Genomic DNA, 15,174 nt, shown 5'->3' with positions numbered 1-15,174 from the left:
TTCAATAGGCTGCCATGATGCGGTGCTTTGGCGTTGATAGCCAGCCTGCTGCCCTTACTCGGGCAGCAGGTGATGAGCTGAAAAGCACTATAGCGGCAGTACTGCCCCATCGGTGCGGGGTTCGGTGCCGCCCTGCAGCACGCCAGTAACAGGGTCGCGGAGAATGATTTGACCACGGCCAAAGCTGATGGAGTCGGCTACCTTGACGATCTTATGGCCGCGCCGGGCGAGCGCCAGTGCCAAGTGGTTGGGGAAGTCGGCTTCCACCTCGACCGTTCTACCCGTGGTCCATTTCCAGCGCGGCATGTCCAGCGCAGCTTGCGGATTCAACTGATCCTCGATCATTGACGTGACCACTTGCACCTGACCCTGGGGCTGCATATAACCGCCCATCACACCAAAGGGCCCAACGGCCTGATCATCTTTGGTGATGAAGCCCGGAATGATGGTGTGATAAGTGCGCTTGCCGGGGGCCAGTGCATTGGCATGTTCAGGATCTAGCGAGAACGACCAACCGCGGTTTTGTAGGCTAATCCCGGTGCCGGGTACTACCATGCCAGAACCAAAGCCTTTGAAGTTACTCTGGATGAACGACACCATATTGCCATCGTCGTCCGCGGTGGCGAGATAAACGGTGCCTCCCTGTAATGGGTTGCCGTGGGCAGGATCCACCGCGTGTTCACCGATCAGCGCCGCGCGTGCCTTGAGGTAAGCATCGTCGAGCATTTGCTCGGTGGTAGGCACCATCTCACTGCGTTCGGTGATGTGTTTGAAGCCATCCATATAGGCAAGCTTGGTGGCTTCGATCCGACGATGCAGGGTTTCAACGGCATCCCCTGGGCACGGGTCTAACCGTTCCAGCATGCCGAGTGCCTGCAGCACGATCATGCCGCTGCCGTTGGGCGGAATTTCCCAAATATCGTGGCCCTGATAACGCACACTGATCGGGTCGACCCACTCGGGCTGATACGCCGCTAAATCCTCTTTACGAATCAAACCACCGTGCTCGCGGGAGAACGCATCGATGGCTTCAGCCAGCTCACCACGGTAAAACGCCTCGGCCTTGGTAACCGCAATGGCAGATAAGCTTTTTGCGTGGCCGGGTGACGACCATAGCTCGCCTGGACGCGGCGCACGGCCTTTGGGAGCAAAGGTATCGAACCAGGGCTTGAATGCCGCATCTGGGTAAGTGGCGTAGTTATGAAAGGCGTCTTCCCACATTTGATGGATCACTGGCGTCACGGCAAATCCCTCTTCCGCCAGTGCAATGGCCGGGGCGAGCAGATCGGCAAACGGCAGTTTGCCAAAGCGCTCGGAGAGTGCCGCCCAGGCGGCAGGGGCGCCGGGCACGGTGACTGGTAACAAGCCGTGGTTGGGCATGGTGTCATACCCCAGAGATTCGAGGGCCTCGATCGTGGCCGCCTGGGGGGCAGGCCCGCTGGCATTGAGACCGTGTAGCTTCCCATCGACCCATACGATCGCAAACGCGTCGCTGCCAATACCGTTCGAGGTCGGCTCCACGACGGTCAGTGCGGCAGCCGTGGCAATCGCGGCGTCAATGGCGTTGCCGCCCTGCTGCAACATAGTTATACCGACCTGAGCGGCAATCGGTTGAGAAGTGGCGACCATGCCACGCTTGCCAAAGGTAGCCATACGCCGCGAGGCGCTAGGGTAATAGAGAGCGTCGTTATGCATGTTGTAGAATCCTTTGCGTCGATGAGTCATCACTATTGGGATGTCGCGGGTTTTAGGCGTTTCAGTTTGCGGTCTTGATAGAGCGAGAAGACGACCGAAGCGACCGCCAACACTAAGAACAGGGCAGAGAGTGGCCGCGTGAGAAAGGTGAGCCAGTTAGGGTCGAGTTCGAGCGCCCGGAAAAGCTGCCGTTCCAAGTTATTGCCCAACACCACGCCGAGAATGAGCGGTGTGAGAGGAACCCCCGCCTTCCACAGCAAGTAGCCGACGATCCCGAAAATAAACAGCACCCAGATATCAAAGAGGTTGTTATTGAGTGCATAGGCGCCGATCGCGCAGAGCATCAGTACGATGGGCACCAATATTTGTTGCGGAATTAACGAAATTTTGGCGAACCAGCGCACCAGCAGCAGATTACACAGCACCATCACTACCGCACCGATCAAGAGGCTTGCATAGATGGCGCCGACCAAAACGGGGTTTTGCTCAAACATCATCGGGCCTGGCGTAATGCCGTGAAGAATCAGCACGCCCATCATGATGGCCATTGGAAGATCCCCCGGTATGCCCAGTGCTAACGTCGGTACGAACGCGCCGCCCGCTACTGCGCTATTGGAGGCCTCAGAGGCAACGATCCCGTTAGGCGTTCCGGTGCCAAACGTTTCAGGATGGCGGGAAAACTTTTTCGCCTGATCGTAGCTCACAAAGTTGGCAACGGTACCGCCGGTGCCCGGTAGCGCGCCGATTAAGCTGCCGATCAATGACGAGCGTAGGGTGTTGAGTTTTTGGCCCGCCATATCCCTCATGATCTGGCGGTAAGGAATGGCCACGTTCGTATCCACGCCCTTGCCGCCGTCAGGGCCGTCGCGCATTTTTTCGATATTGCCGAGCAGTTGGGAGAAGGCAAAGACGCCAATCATTACGGGTAGCATCTCAAATCCCGAGCTAAGCGCAGGCAGGTCAAAATCAAATCGCAGGTTACTGTTGCGGTCATAGCCGACGGTGGTAATCAACAAGCCTAGCGCGGCGGCCAAGAGGCCTTTCAAGAGCGCGCCATTCGATAACCCGGCTACTAGAGTAAGGGCAAAGAGAATCAGCGCGGTAATTTCCCAAGGGCGGAAATTCATGCTGAAACTGGCAATCAGCGGTCCAAAGAAGACCAGCACGGCCACGCTGATAATCGTGCCCAGAAAAGAGGCCATCACGCCAATGCCTAGGGCTCTGCCGGGTTCGCCCTTTTGGGCCATCGGATAGCCGTCATAAACGGTCGTTATCGATGAAGGTGTCCCCGGTATACCCAACATGACACCCGATACGATACCGCCTGAGTATCCGCCGACAAACACGCCGACCATGAGTGATACGCCGCTAACCGGGTCCATGGCAAAGGTGAAAGGGAAGACCACTAGAATGGCCATGGTCACGGTAAAGCCCGGGATGCTCCCCCCGACAATACCGAACAGCACGCCGAGGATGATCAAGCCCAGGACGGAGATGCTTCCGACCTCGCTGAGTGCTTGAAGAAAGAAATGAGTCATTGGTCGTTCCTCAGCGTTAGGGCAGCCATACGTTCAGGCCATAGCGGAAAATCACGAATACCAGCGGCACGAACGTGCAGCTGATCCCTAGGTTAATCAGCCATTTACGCTTGGTGTCGACGCCTAACAGCAAAGCAAAAGAGGCCACTAAAAAACCGATGGTGGCCACGATATAGCCCAGTAAGGGCAGCAGTGCGGCATAAAGCCCAAACAGTATAAAGAGCGCTACGACGTACTTACGCCGCGCGAACCAACCGCTGATCTCCATTCGCCAGGACGCCACGGGAGCAACGCGGGTGAACAGAGAGCGGATCAGCAGCAAAAGCGATAAAAGCCCGATCGTGACGAGTAACATGCGTGGGAACAGGGCAGACCCATAAGGCTGCCAGCTTGTCGGCGGGCGAATGGAGCTCGACTCCACCCACATGACAGCCACCATTACAAGCAGCGCGAGCGCCAGCGCGCGGTCTTTGGTAAGCGTTAGCATTAGCATAGCCTCCAGGTGCTCCCAGGCGCGTTGCCCTGGGAGCATGAGCGAGAAATGACGTCGAAACGCTTAGTTTTGGAAATCGATGTTTTCAGCCGCCGCCGAAAGCGCCGCCTCGTTTTCCTCTAAGAACGCTTGGTAATCCTCGCCTGCCAGGAAGCGTACAACCGAGCCGAACTCATTCTCGATTCGGCTTTGTACTTGCTCCTCCTCCAGTGCTTGACCATAGGCCTCTGCGACGGCATCCAGTACCTCTTGAGGTGTGCCTTTGGGCGCAAAGATACCGCGACTGGTGGAGTGATCCATCTCGATACCTTGCTCCCGAAGGGTCGCTACATCCGGCATGCTGTCTAAACGCTCGGGATGCGCAATCCCGAGAGGCTTGAACGTACCATCTTCATAAAAAGCGCCCCCAGAAGGCAGGTTGAACATGGCAAAGTCCACTTCCTCTGCCATCAATGCCGATACTTGTTGGCCAGTGTCGGGGTAGCCCACTAGACGAACATCGGCCATATCGATGCCAGCCTCTTGGAAAAACTGTGCCCAAAAGAAATGATCGGTAGAGCTTGGAATCATGCTGAAACGAACTTGGCCTGGGTTTTCGCGTACGTAGTCAGCAATATCTGCCGCGCTCTCTACGGGGTGTCCGGCATACGTGGTTGGAATATTGATGGTTTGTGTGAGTAGGGCGATGGGCTCAAACGCGTCGTAGGAGTAATCGACGGTACCGGCGAGCTTTGAAAGCGCAATGGTGTCATGGCTGCCCAGCAGCGTGTAGCCATCGGGCGTGGCGTCCTTGACGTTGCGTGACCCAAGCGTTGCGCCCGCCCCGGCCATATTTACCGGAACGATCGAAGCACCTAAGTGCTGCTCTGCTTCTTGTGATACCAAACGGAAAATAATATCCGTGGCACCACCGGGCCCATAAGGAATGATCAAACGAATATCCTGCTCGGGATAATCCGCGTGGGCAGTGGATAGGAGCGCCAGGCTGGACGTCAGCCCAATGGCGGCGAGTGTGGTACTTAGAGCAAGTTTAGAACGCGTCATTTTTATACACCTTTTTGATGGGGTTGGTGTGGTGATCCGCTGCGTCAAGCAGCGGTGAGGTGAGCGCGTGGTCCCATTTTGGGTTCTTATTGTCTGCAGTGAATCGTCTTTAGTGCACAACAGGTCAGCCGAGAAAGAGCCCTCCATAAACCAAGGCGCCGATAACGACAAAGGCGGGGTGAGTGTTAAAGCGCACCAGGGCAAGAGCCGCCACGACACCCAAGAGCAGTGTGTGGAGTGCGCCGCTTGCGTCGATACTTTCCATAAAAAAGCCGAGGGTGAGCCACGCCATCATCATGGCGATGACGGGGCGTACCCACTGACTCATGCGCTTGACGCGCGGGGAGTCGCGGTGGCGATATAGAAGCCCGAGTGCGCCAAGCATGAGCAGCAGTGAAGGAACTACCGTGGCGGCCACGGCGACGAATGCGCCGCCGATGCCCGCTACCTCGTAACCTACATAGCCCGCCATTTTGGTGGCGATGGGGCTAGGCAGCGCGTTGCCAAGGGCTAGGGTTTCGGCAAAACCTTGTGAAGTCATCCAGCCATAGCGGCCGACGACCTCGGCTTCAATAAGCGGAATGATGGCAGGACCGCCGCCATAACCAATGATGTTGGGGATGAAAAACGCTAGAAATAGATCCCAGTAAATCATGCGGTGCCCTCCACGTGTTTTTTACGCGAAGGGCGTAGCAGTGCCGTGAGTAGAATGGCTCCAATGACCCAGCCAGGGTGCACGCCGAGCCAGTAAATCACCGCACCCGACGCGACCGCCATCACAATGCTGACCCACCAGCCAAGGGCGGCTTTGGACTTATCGAAGAAGTCCCAGGTCAGTTGCGCCATCATGACCATGACCACGGGAATGACCGCTTGCCCCATACCGCGAATCCAGGCGACGTCGCGGTAGCGGCTAAAAATGCCAAGCATCACGATCATGGCCACGATCATGGGCAGAATGACGGCGATCACCGCGGCAGCACAGCCGCTGATGCCCGCGACTCGATAGCCGATATAGCCGGGCATTTTGGTCGCGATAGGCCCGGGTAGGGTATTGCCAATGGCCAACACATCGGCAAACTCTTCATCCGTCAGCCACTGGTGGCGTGTCACGACTTCCGCTCTGACCAGCGGTATCATGGCCGGGCCGCCGCCAAAACCGAAAATACCGACGCGGAAAAAAGCCCAAAAGAGTGCAGTTTGCTTCATGCAGTCAGCGCCTGTAAGGAGATCGATGAGGTCAACAGCATAAATGTCCCTATTTATCGTTTGTTGGTTAAAAAATCGATTATTTTGTCTAAAATAGAATATAGGTGAGCCTACCAAGAGGCGTCAACACCTAGTGTTGGACGTTCCGATAACCGAAGCCTTGCGATGTGACGCAAAAGGACGCCGAAATGAATAAGCACGTGCAGCTTCCCACCAGCAGCGCCTCTAGTTCTATCTACGATGTGCTGCGTCGAGACTTGGTGGGGGGGCGCTTCAAAGCAGGCGAAAAGCTCGCCATCAATGCGCTCAAAGAGCAGTATCAGGTGGGGCTCAGCCCTCTGCGTGAGGCGCTGAATAAACTGGCAGCGTATGGTTTGCTGGTTCAAGAGAATCAGCGAGGGTTTAGGGTACCCAAGCTTACCCGTGAAGAGCTCGATGACATTGCGCGCCTTCGCACCGAGTTGGAAGGAATGGCGCTAGAGCGCGCCATTGCCCACGGCGATGCTGTGTGGGAAGCCGATTTGCTGGCGGCGGCGCACCGCTTGAAGCGAGCGGATATTACGCTGGACAAAGGCGAGGAGTGGGAGCGTCTGCACACCCACTTCCACCGGACCCTGGTGGCGCCTTGCGGCTCGGTGTGGCTGTTGCGGTTCATCGAGCAGTTGCACGACCAATTCGATCGATACCGGCGTTTAGGCCCCAAGATGCCCACCATTCGACAAGAACTGGATGAGCAGCACCACGAATTGGTGGAGCTGGCGCTCAAGCGCGATGCGCGTGCTGCCCGGGCATTGATGGATGATCATATTCATAAATCCTACGAGGTCGCGCTGGCTCGCTATCAGCAGCACGCCTGACGGGGTAGTGAACTTCGCTGTACACTGGTGGCCAGCGCGAGGCACTCGCCACCTAAAAAGTGCTGACAGCAGGCCAATGTGGGAGTGGAGATGACGCAAGACGCCGATCAGCAAATCGTGGAGCAGACACTCGTTTGGGTGCGCCGGTTTATCGTAGGACACGAGATTTGCCCTTTTGCCAAACGGGAGTTAGAGAACGACACGATACGTGTGGAGGTGGTGCGTTCTAAAAAAGTGGAAGTAGCGTTGGAGGAGCTGGCTGCCGAGATGGTTTGGCTCGACGAGCACCCTGAAACAGAGACGACTTTATTGACGTTTCCGACGCTGTTTAAAAGTTTCGACCACTATCTGGATTACGTCGAGCTGGCGGAAAATCTATTGATCGAACTAGGCTACGACGGTGTGTATCAGTTGGCCACGTTTCACCCTGACTACTGCTTCGATGGCGCAGACCCCGACGATGCCGCCAACTACTCCAATCGTTCGCCCTATCCCATGGTGCACGTACTGCGCGAGGCTAGCGTCGAGCGAGCCATCGCGTTTTACGGAGATTCGGCCGCCATCCCTGAACGAAACATTGCCTACTTGACTGCACTGGGCAGCGATGTCGCTGAAGCGCAGTTGCAGGAATGTTTCAAGACGATTCCCCGTAAATGACCAATCGGTGTTTACCTTTGCTTTTGGCCTGATAGAGCGCCATATCGGCTAGCTGCATGACGTGTTCGATATCGTGGCCGTGTTGCGGCCACCACGCTGCTCCCAGGCTGCAACCTACCTGCGCTTGGTGCCCTCCAGGCAGCAGTACCGGGCTGGCGATACGCTGCAGTAGCCGCTGGCTGACATCCGTCACCACATGGGCGCTTTGTTCTGTGGTGCTTTTAAGAATCATCACGAACTCGTCTCCGCCTAGACGTGCCACTACGTCACCGCTGCGCAACGTCGACTTGAGCCGTTGGGTGACCTCGATCAGCAGTAAATCCCCCGCATGATGGCCAAGCTCATCGTTGACCCGTTTAAAGCCATCGAGATCGAAGAGCAGTACGATGACGCTTTGGTGCTGTCGACGTGCCTCGGGCAGCGTATGCTGCAGGTAGTGGTTGAGGAAGGCGCGGTTAGCCAGCCCCGTCAGCGGGTCGGTATTGGCCAAGTCTTCCAAACGGCTGATGGTGCGGCGTTGATCGATCAAGCGCTCGACCATGTCACGCATGGACGTCGATAGCCGTTTGAGCTCGGGGGAGCCGGTTTCCAGCGTCAATTCGCTGCGGCTGGTGGCCGTCTGGATGTTGTCAGCCGCGCGCGCCAGCCGCGTGAGCGGTGCGACTAAACGAGCGGCCACGATCCAGCCGATGATGGAAAACATCAAGGCCACCAGTAGCCCCGTGCCGAGAATCAGTTCGTAAAGCTGGTCTACCGGCACGAAAGCAGTACTCACGGGCTGCCTGCTCACAGCAACCCAGCCCAAACCTGGGAAGTCTCCGAACCCTTGGCTACGCGCTATTCCCGTGACGTAACGCTGCCCATCTGGCCAGGTTTCGATGGACCATTTGGGCGTGGCGCTGCTGAGGGTCCCTTCCATGAACGCCAGCGATTCACCGACAAGTTCAGTGGGTCCAAGAATCACCGTGCCTTGCGAGGAGAGCAGCAGTAGTTCGGTTTGCTGGGCCCGCAGTTGCGGTGAAAGCATTGAGTTTTTCACCTGTTTTGCCCACTCCCAGCTGAGATGGACGGCGAGCACACCAGTAAAGATGCCCCTCGAATCGGTGAGCGGAGCGGCGATATCGACGAACTGAATGGGCTCGCCCGTGGGGTTGGGGAGTAGCTGGGATAGCATGACGGCATCATGAACATCCCCCACCCATAACGCTTGTCGCCCTTCGATAAATACCGGCCGCTGGGCAATCGACGATCCTTCGAGAAGTCCTCCGGTGGAGGCGATCACCGTGCCACTGGCATTCGTTACGCCAATCCAAGACGGCACGTCATAGTTACGCTGCAGATGTTCGAGCTGGGCGCGCACCGAGGAGGGATCGGTGCGATCGGCAAACTCTTTGATGCCCAACAGTAGGCGCACCTCTTTAACCCGCGCATCCATGCTGCGGCTGAGTTTATCCACCATTTGATACGCGGTATCAGCGCTGCGGTACCCGATATTTTCCTCGAGTTGTAGCGCCGCCTCGCGGGAAGCGACCCAGCTCAGCAGGAGCGTGATGGCAATCACTAACGAGGTGATCAAGCCAATGATGCGGGTGCGCAAAGAGATACGCGTCAGCAGTGAAGGGTGATTAGGCATCGATAGGCCAAGCGAGTCGTCGTCAAGAGAGTCACCCTAACGTAATTTTTGTTATGGCACGAATCGATAGGGTCAACGGAGGCTCGATTAAAAATGCCCTGCTCATGCTTAACCGTTATCCCTGATGAGAAGGTCTCTTTCAAGGGGTAGAAAATAACCTATGTTGATCGAGGGTAGAAGCGCTTGGTTAGTGCGGGGTTAGTGCTTTGTACATGACATGGGTATCCACATACCCTAATGAAGCGTGCTGATAGGCGTTTGGCACAGTACCGACGATCTCGAAGCCAAGGCGTTGCCATAAGCCTACGGCCACGTGATTGCTGGCGACGACGGCGTTGAACTGCATGGCTTTGAACCCCTGCGTCAGGGCCTCTTGCTGTGAGTGTTCGCACATGGCGCTTGCCACCCCTTTGCCCCGCGCTTGCGGTGTGACCATATAACCACAGTTACATACATGCTGGCCGGGGCCTGCGGCGTTGGCCTTCAAGTAGTAGCTGCCCAGCAGTGTTCCCTGCTCATCTTTTACCGCCATGCTAAGACGTGGCGTTTGACACCACAGCGCAAACGCTGCCTCTTGGCTAATGTGGGGGTCTATCGCGTAGGTTTCCTGGGCGGCTACAATGGCTTGAAACGTAGGCCAGAAGAGCGCGAACTCTTTGGCGGTCATCGGCGAAAACTGAAGGCTGGACATAAGGTGTCTTCCATGGGTGTCGTCATGCGCAACGTTAGCACACTCTAATGCGTATCTGCGCGACGGGTACGTTGATAAGTGAACCACTGGACCGCAAGAGGGCAAGACCATGACCGTTGAGAGTGCTCTGACGTATTTTCTGGCGATTTTCGTTTTCGCCGTGACCCCCGGACCGGGTATTTTTGCCCTGCTGGCGAAGGGAATGGCATCGGGAGCGCGCTCGTGTATCCCGTTAGCCTTGGGAATGACGGTCAGCGATGTGATTTACCTGCTGCTGGCGTTTTACGGTTTGGCGGCGCTGGCGGAACACTGGGGAGACGCCTTTACTCTACTGCGCTACGCTGGCGCCATCTACCTGTTCTATTTGGGCTGGAAAATGTGGACCGCCGAGGTATCCCCGCAAACGCTCGACGCCCTCCCAGCCAGCCGTGGCGCTTGGCGTCGTGATGCTGCAAAGAGTTTTCTGCAAGGTTTTATGATCTCGGCCTCCAACCCGAAAGTCATTCTGTTCTATATCGCTTTCTTACCGACCTTTATCGATCTCACCGCGCTCGACCGCAGCGATATGGTGTTGGCGGTCGGGTTGACGCTGGTGGGGCTGATGATGGGATTGATGTTGGTCGCCTCATGTGCGTCTTCCGCACGCCGCTTCTTTCAGTCCGAGCGCGCACAAAAAGGCACCAACCGCACGGCCGGTTCGCTGATGTTCGCAGCAGGCGCTTTTCTGGTCGCTAAAGGTTAAGGCAGACAGTTTAACGAACTGTTTCGGCGACGATCTCATAACTCCGCAAGCGATCCGCGTGACTGTAAAAATCGCTATTGATCATCAGCTCGTTGGCCCCCGTGCGTTCTTGAAACGCGGCTAGCTGTGCTTTGATCGTTTCTGGGCCACCGATGATGGCTGCTCCCAAAAACTGCTCCACCTGGGCGCGTTCCATGGGTGACCAATCCAAGGCATCGACCGGTGGCAGCGATTGTGTCGGCTTCCCCCGGATCAGGTTCAAGAATTTTTGCTGGGCGGTGGTGGCCAAGTAGTGCGCCATCTCGTCGCTATCAGCCGCCATGACCGGCAAGCCGACCATGGCATAGGGTGACTCTAAATGCGCGGAGGGGCGGAAGTTGTCTCGATAGAGGCGGAGTGCCTCGAACAGATAACCCGGGGCGAACTGGGCGGCAAATGCGAAGGGCAGGCCCAGCTTCGCCGCAAGCTGGGCACTGTAGCCGCTAGAACCCAGTAGCCAAATGGGTACGTGTGTGCCCTGGCCGGGCACGGCTTTGACGGTTTGGCGGGGATCCTCGTCGTCTAAATAGCGGCGCAACTCTTCTAACCGCTCCGGGAAGTCGTCGACACCTGCATGGGCGTGACGGCGCATTGCTCGCATGGTCGCCCCATCCGACCCAGGGGCTCGGCCAAGGCCCAGGTCGATGCGCCCAGGATAGAGCGTCTCAAGCGTGCCAAACTGCTCAGCAATGACCAGCGGTGGATGATTGGGCAGCATGATGCCACCGCTACCCACGCGTATCGTGGACGTTTGCCCCGCCACGTGACCAATCAAGACCGAGGTGGCGGCGCTGGCGATACCGGCAATGTTGTGGTGCTCGGCTAGCCAGTAGCGCCGATAGCCCAGCGATTCTGCATGCTGGGCCAGTGATACGCTGTCACGGAACGTTTCGCCTGCGCTTCCGCCTTGACGAATGGGCGCAAGATCCAGAACGGAGAGGGCGGTGCTCGCAAGTTGGCTCATAAATCACCTAATAAACGTGCATGGTCAGCGGGCTATTTTTGTTAGCACGCTTCATAATGCAGCGTTTATGTGGGCGGCCAAGTGCAATTACAACCGCCGTGGCGTTGGGGTCACTCTTTGGGGGGCGTCGGGCGTACCAAGATTTCATTGACATCCACGTGTGGCGGCTGAGCGAGCGCGTAGATCACCGCATTGGCAATATCGCGGTCTTGCAGCGCATACTCGGGCGGCTCGTCGAAAAACGGTGTGTCGACCATACCGGGTTCGATCAATGTGACCCGCATGCCGGAGCCGCGCAACTCTTCGCGCAGGTTGTAACCAATGCCCGTGACCGCCCATTTGGTGGCGCTGTACATAGAACCGGGGATGGTCGTGCGTCCCGCAGCCGAACCGGTCAGCAGCACGTGTCCTTGACGGCGTTTCAGCTCCGGCAGGCAGGCTTGCAAGGTTAGGCCAACGCCGTAAATGTTGGTCAGAATCATCTCCCGCCAAGCGTTATGGTCGGCGCTGCTAAAACCGCCGGGCGAGCCCCCGCGGCCCGCATTGGCGAATACCGCGTCGATACGGCCGAACGTTTCAATGGCGTGCTCCACCATGGCTTGCTGCTGGTGTAAGTCGGTGACATCGACGTCGCACGTGAGCACGTTCTCTGGGCCGAGCTCTTGGGAAAGGGAGGTCAACTTATCGGCAGAACGCGCGGCCAGCACCAGTTGATACCCTTCTCGGGCCGCTGCCCGGGCGGTGGCCGCGCCAATGCCGCTGGAAGCGCCGGTAATTAACAGTACGCGGTCTTGCATCGTTGGCTCTCCTTGCTGTCATACATGAACCTTCAGCATGGCCAAAACCCAGTGGAGTTGCAAACGAGCGCCGGCGCTAGGGCGTATCTTGCTGTCGTTGCAGCATGGCAGAGAGATCTAGGATCGAGCGTGCCATATCGGCCATGCTTCTGCTTTGATCCATCGACGTTTTGCGTAAAAATCGGTAAGCCTCCTCTTCGCTCATCGACTGATGGGCCATGATGAGGCCTTTGGCTCGTTCGATCAGCTTTCGCTCGCGCAGCGCTTTGCGCGTGTTTTCCAGTTCGTCGCTGAGTCCTTGCAGACGACTCGACTGCGCATGCGTCAATTCCAGCAGCGAACGACTCAGCGGCGAATGGAGAGCAGTGGCGGTCAAATCGCCCAGCGGTTGAGAGGGGCTAAGCGCCAGCAACTGTTCGCAGGGGGCTGGAAGTGGTCTGTCGGGTGTGGCCGAGGCGTGATCCAGCGCCGCTTGTGCGTGGGCGATTTTATGGTGGCATAGGGCCATGAGCTGCGTGTTGAGCGTGTCTTCCACCGTTTTGATGGTATCGATTCGTAGGGTCGTCAGCTCATACCAGGTTTCCCCCAAGGTGTTGCCCGACGCCGTTCGATGTTCCGAGCGTTGGCAGGCGATGTCGCGTAGCTGGCTAATACCGGCCAGCGTTCGGGGCGAAAGCGACTGTTCCCAAGCGCTCAGTGCTTCTGGGGTGGCGAATTCGGCAAACGTATCGAAGCAGCGTTGCTGGGACTCGACGAGTTCGTTGAGCAGCGTGCGATGAGCGTCATCGAAATGGCCTAGGGTAAACCCAAAGGCACCGCAGGCACGCTCTTGTCCGGCAAGCTCCTTGCCTTGCATGAGGTGGAACGTGGCTACCAGAGCGCGGGTGATGTCTGGATCGACAGCCGTGTCTGCGGCCTCGAAGACGATCGCCAATAAACCGCTAATCAGGTGATTGAATGCCTGCGTGGCCGCGTCCGGTGAAATATGAAAGGTATCGATGGCTCGACGCAGGGCATCGAGCTCATCCAGCGCTAGCCAAACGCTGGCAATGCGGCGCAGCAAGCGTGCGGTGGCTTGAGGTCGAGCTTCCTGGCTGAACGTTTCTAAACGCAGGCGCATCGAGGCTTCGGCCGATTGACTATGTTGAACGTAGGTCGTTCGGCGGGTTTTGAAACGCTTACCTTGTGAGGCCAGGTAAATCGTCGAGGCGCCGCGTTCGCGCTGCAGCACATGAATGAACTGGCTGATATCGCTCACGATATCCACGGTCGTAGCGAGATGGTGAAGGTTATCGATGTCGCAGCGCAGGGCAGTAAAGAGAAGCTGTTGGGCAGAAGACATGGTGATTTCCTTGATACTCGCCGCCAAAAGTCAAACGCCCCCGCAGTGGCGCGCCTGCAGGGGTAGTGTTCATCGATATTAGCGTAGTGAGAGAGCACCTGCCCCCGTATCGTCGCCGACGGCATCACGGTATGCGCTGGCCTCTTCGGCTTCGGTGGCCTCGCTAAAACGCACCACCAGTACGCAAGACGCTAGTACCAACACGGTCAGGCCCAGGTAGAAAAGGCCCTGCTGGTAGCTCAAGCTTTCGCTACGAAACAGAAACGCCGCAGACACCGCGCCCACGTTGCCGCCGGCCCCTACGATACCGGCCACGGCCCCCAGGGCTTTTTTGTTGATAAAGGGCACGACGCCAAAGGTGGCGCCTTCGGCCATTTGCACGAAGAGGCTAAATACCAGCATGATGCCAATGGCTAGGCTGAGCACGTGCATTTGGGAAAACGCCACTAGGGCAATGCCTTCGCACACCAGCGCTATGAAAAGCCAGCGAACGCGCCCTTTGAGCCCACCATGTTTGGCGAACAGATCGGAAAACACGCCGCCCAGTGTGCGAGCGAAGATGTTCATCAAGCCGAAGAGTCCGGCAATGAGCCCAGCGGTCGCCAGGGTCAGATCGAATTTGTCGAAGAAGTAGATGGCGGCAATGTTATTGATCGTTAGCTCGACGCCAAAGCAGAGCCCATACACGACGAACAGTGCCCATACGCGGATATCCTTCGCCGCCGCCAGGAAGCTTTGGGCGGCACCGTGCTCACCGGTAGCGGGTGGCAGCTCACCGCGTGCGCGCAGCTCGCTGAAGTTGCCATTGGGGGCGTCTTGTGTGAACAGCCAGTAGGCAATACCGGTAAAGAACAGCACCACACCAGGCACCACCATGGCGAGTCGCCAGCCGAGGGCTTCGTTCACGCCGAGCATCAGAACGCCGGCGAAAATCAGCGGCATGACGATTTGGGTGGTACCGCCGCCCAGGTTGCCCCAGCCAGCGCTGGTGGCATTGGCGGTGCCTACCACGTTGGGCGCAAACATCAAGGTGGTGTGGTATTGGGTAATGACGAACGATGCGCCGATGGCGCCAATCGCCAAGCGTGCCAGTAAGAAGGTCTCGAAACTGTCGGCAAGGCCAATTCCCATCACGGGAATGGAGCCCAGCATCAACAGGCCCGTATAGGTTTTGCGTGGGCCGATACGGTCGCAGAGTACACCGATCAGCAGCCGAACGATCACGGTGATCGCCACCGAGGCGATGATGGTATTGCCGATTTGGGTTTGCGTTAGCGCGAGATCCTCGCGCACCACGGCCATGAGTGGTGCGATACCGAACCAGCCAAAAAAGCAGATATGGAATGCAAACCAGGAGAGGTGAAAGGCCCGCATTTGCGGCGTCGAGAAATTGAGCAACCGGATACGGTTGGCTTTGTTGCGGATCTCCATGGGAGTGACCTCACAGCGTACGAACGAGTTTGTCGAGACGCA

At 57.4% G+C, this 15,174-nt stretch carries 15 protein-coding genes; 3 read left to right on the top strand and 12 right to left on the bottom strand.

Annotation, left to right across the window (positions count from 1 at the left end):
* Positions 1–87: 87 nt before the first annotated feature.
* The 6 genes from MHM37_RS09445 to MHM37_RS09420 form a co-directional block, all read right to left on the bottom strand.
* The gene (locus tag MHM37_RS09445; protein WP_239296453.1) at positions 88–1,695 is read right to left on the bottom strand and encodes a gamma-glutamyltransferase family protein; all 1,608 of its coding nucleotides are present in this window, start codon (positions 1,693–1,695) and stop codon (positions 88–90) included.
* Between the two features lie 32 nt (positions 1,696–1,727).
* Entirely contained in the window at positions 1,728–3,233 is a 1,506-nt protein-coding gene (locus tag MHM37_RS09440) for a tripartite tricarboxylate transporter permease (protein ID WP_239296452.1), read from the bottom strand.
* Between the two features lie 16 nt (positions 3,234–3,249).
* The gene (locus MHM37_RS09435; protein WP_239296450.1) at positions 3,250–3,720 is read right to left on the bottom strand and encodes a tripartite tricarboxylate transporter TctB family protein; all 471 of its coding nucleotides are present in this window, start codon (positions 3,718–3,720) and stop codon (positions 3,250–3,252) included.
* 69 nt (positions 3,721–3,789) lie between these two features.
* Positions 3,790–4,770: a tripartite tricarboxylate transporter substrate binding protein gene (locus tag MHM37_RS09430; RefSeq protein ID WP_239296448.1), complete on the bottom strand. Its 981-nt coding sequence runs from the start codon at positions 4,768–4,770 to the stop codon at positions 3,790–3,792.
* 124 nt (positions 4,771–4,894) lie between these two features.
* Positions 4,895–5,425, bottom strand: coding sequence for a chromate transporter (locus MHM37_RS09425; RefSeq protein WP_139525240.1), 531 nt, complete (start codon positions 5,423–5,425; stop codon positions 4,895–4,897).
* Positions 5,422–5,979 carry a chromate transporter gene (locus MHM37_RS09420; RefSeq protein WP_139525241.1) on the bottom strand — a complete coding sequence of 186 codons (558 nt, stop codon included), beginning with the start codon at positions 5,977–5,979 and terminating at the stop codon, positions 5,422–5,424. The genes MHM37_RS09425 and MHM37_RS09420 overlap by 4 nt, the downstream gene beginning before the upstream one ends.
* A gap of 188 nt (positions 5,980–6,167) precedes the next feature.
* Here MHM37_RS09420 and MHM37_RS09415 point away from each other — a divergent pair, with 188 nt between their 5' ends.
* Both MHM37_RS09415 and MHM37_RS09410 read left to right on the top strand, forming a co-directional pair.
* The gene (locus MHM37_RS09415) at positions 6,168–6,836 is read left to right on the top strand and encodes an FCD domain-containing protein (protein ID WP_139525242.1); all 669 of its coding nucleotides are present in this window, start codon (positions 6,168–6,170) and stop codon (positions 6,834–6,836) included.
* Between the two features lie 90 nt (positions 6,837–6,926).
* Positions 6,927–7,493 (top strand): DUF1415 domain-containing protein, encoded by a 567-nt coding sequence (locus tag MHM37_RS09410; protein WP_239296446.1) that lies wholly within the window; start codon positions 6,927–6,929, stop codon positions 7,491–7,493.
* Here the strand turns inward: MHM37_RS09410 and MHM37_RS09405 are convergent.
* Both MHM37_RS09405 and MHM37_RS09400 read right to left on the bottom strand, forming a co-directional pair.
* Positions 7,471–9,126 carry a diguanylate cyclase gene (locus MHM37_RS09405; RefSeq protein WP_239296444.1) on the bottom strand — a complete coding sequence of 552 codons (1,656 nt, stop codon included), beginning with the start codon at positions 9,124–9,126 and terminating at the stop codon, positions 7,471–7,473. The genes MHM37_RS09410 and MHM37_RS09405 overlap by 23 nt on opposite strands.
* Before the next feature lie 187 nt (positions 9,127–9,313).
* Positions 9,314–9,817, bottom strand: coding sequence for a GNAT family N-acetyltransferase (locus tag MHM37_RS09400; RefSeq protein ID WP_239296442.1), 504 nt, complete (start codon positions 9,815–9,817; stop codon positions 9,314–9,316).
* A 109-nt stretch (positions 9,818–9,926) separates the two neighbouring features.
* On the opposite strand from MHM37_RS09400, the gene MHM37_RS09395 reads away from it, so the two are divergent.
* Positions 9,927–10,559 (top strand): LysE family translocator, encoded by a 633-nt coding sequence (locus MHM37_RS09395; RefSeq protein WP_153842218.1) that lies wholly within the window; start codon positions 9,927–9,929, stop codon positions 10,557–10,559.
* A 10-nt stretch (positions 10,560–10,569) separates the two neighbouring features.
* Here MHM37_RS09395 and MHM37_RS09390 read toward each other — a convergent pair whose 3' ends face one another.
* The 4 genes from MHM37_RS09390 to MHM37_RS09375 form a co-directional block, all read right to left on the bottom strand.
* The gene (locus tag MHM37_RS09390) at positions 10,570–11,562 is read right to left on the bottom strand and encodes an LLM class flavin-dependent oxidoreductase (protein WP_239296440.1); all 993 of its coding nucleotides are present in this window, start codon (positions 11,560–11,562) and stop codon (positions 10,570–10,572) included.
* Positions 11,563–11,672: 110 nt separating this feature from the next.
* On the bottom strand, positions 11,673–12,359 hold the full coding sequence (locus tag MHM37_RS09385; protein WP_239296438.1) for an SDR family oxidoreductase: 687 nt from the start codon (positions 12,357–12,359) through the stop codon (positions 11,673–11,675).
* A 76-nt stretch (positions 12,360–12,435) separates the two neighbouring features.
* On the bottom strand, positions 12,436–13,701 hold the full coding sequence (locus tag MHM37_RS09380; RefSeq protein WP_153842220.1) for a nitrate regulatory protein: 1,266 nt from the start codon (positions 13,699–13,701) through the stop codon (positions 12,436–12,438).
* Between the two features lie 78 nt (positions 13,702–13,779).
* Positions 13,780–15,132: a NarK family nitrate/nitrite MFS transporter gene (locus MHM37_RS09375; protein ID WP_139525252.1), complete on the bottom strand. Its 1,353-nt coding sequence runs from the start codon at positions 15,130–15,132 to the stop codon at positions 13,780–13,782.
* Between the last annotated feature and the right edge of the window lie 42 nt (positions 15,133–15,174).

The organism is Halomonas sp. MMH1-48, assembly GCF_022348105.1.
Taxonomy (GTDB): domain Bacteria; phylum Pseudomonadota; class Gammaproteobacteria; order Pseudomonadales; family Halomonadaceae; genus Vreelandella; species Vreelandella piezotolerans.
The sequence above is the reverse complement of the archived record's forward strand: the minus strand, read 5'-3'. Positions and strand labels throughout refer to the sequence as shown.

Bases quoted from the DNA above. Each gene is read 5' to 3' on its own strand.
- MHM37_RS09405 (WP_239296444.1), bottom strand. From the start codon at position 9,126: ATGCCTAATCACCCTTCACTGCTGACGCGTATCTCTTTGCGCACCCGC.
- MHM37_RS09395 (WP_153842218.1), top strand. From the start codon at position 9,927: ATGACCGTTGAGAGTGCTCTGACGTATTTTCTGGCGATTTTCGTTTTC.
- MHM37_RS09435 (WP_239296450.1), bottom strand. From the start codon at position 3,720: ATGCTAACGCTTACCAAAGACCGCGCGCTGGCGCTCGCGCTGCTTGTA.
- MHM37_RS09400 (WP_239296442.1), bottom strand. From the start codon at position 9,817: ATGTCCAGCCTTCAGTTTTCGCCGATGACCGCCAAAGAGTTCGCGCTC.
- MHM37_RS09390 (WP_239296440.1), bottom strand. From the start codon at position 11,562: ATGAGCCAACTTGCGAGCACCGCCCTCTCCGTTCTGGATCTTGCGCCC.
- MHM37_RS09420 (WP_139525241.1), bottom strand. From the start codon at position 5,979: ATGAAGCAAACTGCACTCTTTTGGGCTTTTTTCCGCGTCGGTATTTTC.
- MHM37_RS09410 (WP_239296446.1), top strand. From the start codon at position 6,927: ATGACGCAAGACGCCGATCAGCAAATCGTGGAGCAGACACTCGTTTGG.
- MHM37_RS09425 (WP_139525240.1), bottom strand. From the start codon at position 5,425: ATGATTTACTGGGATCTATTTCTAGCGTTTTTCATCCCCAACATCATT.
- MHM37_RS09385 (WP_239296438.1), bottom strand. From the start codon at position 12,359: ATGCAAGACCGCGTACTGTTAATTACCGGCGCTTCCAGCGGCATTGGC.
- MHM37_RS09415 (WP_139525242.1), top strand. From the start codon at position 6,168: ATGAATAAGCACGTGCAGCTTCCCACCAGCAGCGCCTCTAGTTCTATC.
- MHM37_RS09375 (WP_139525252.1), bottom strand. From the start codon at position 15,132: ATGGAGATCCGCAACAAAGCCAACCGTATCCGGTTGCTCAATTTCTCG.
- MHM37_RS09445 (WP_239296453.1), bottom strand. From the start codon at position 1,695: ATGCATAACGACGCTCTCTATTACCCTAGCGCCTCGCGGCGTATGGCT.
- MHM37_RS09430 (WP_239296448.1), bottom strand. From the start codon at position 4,770: ATGACGCGTTCTAAACTTGCTCTAAGTACCACACTCGCCGCCATTGGG.
- MHM37_RS09440 (WP_239296452.1), bottom strand. From the start codon at position 3,233: ATGACTCATTTCTTTCTTCAAGCACTCAGCGAGGTCGGAAGCATCTCC.
- MHM37_RS09380 (WP_153842220.1), bottom strand. From the start codon at position 13,701: ATGTCTTCTGCCCAACAGCTTCTCTTTACTGCCCTGCGCTGCGACATC.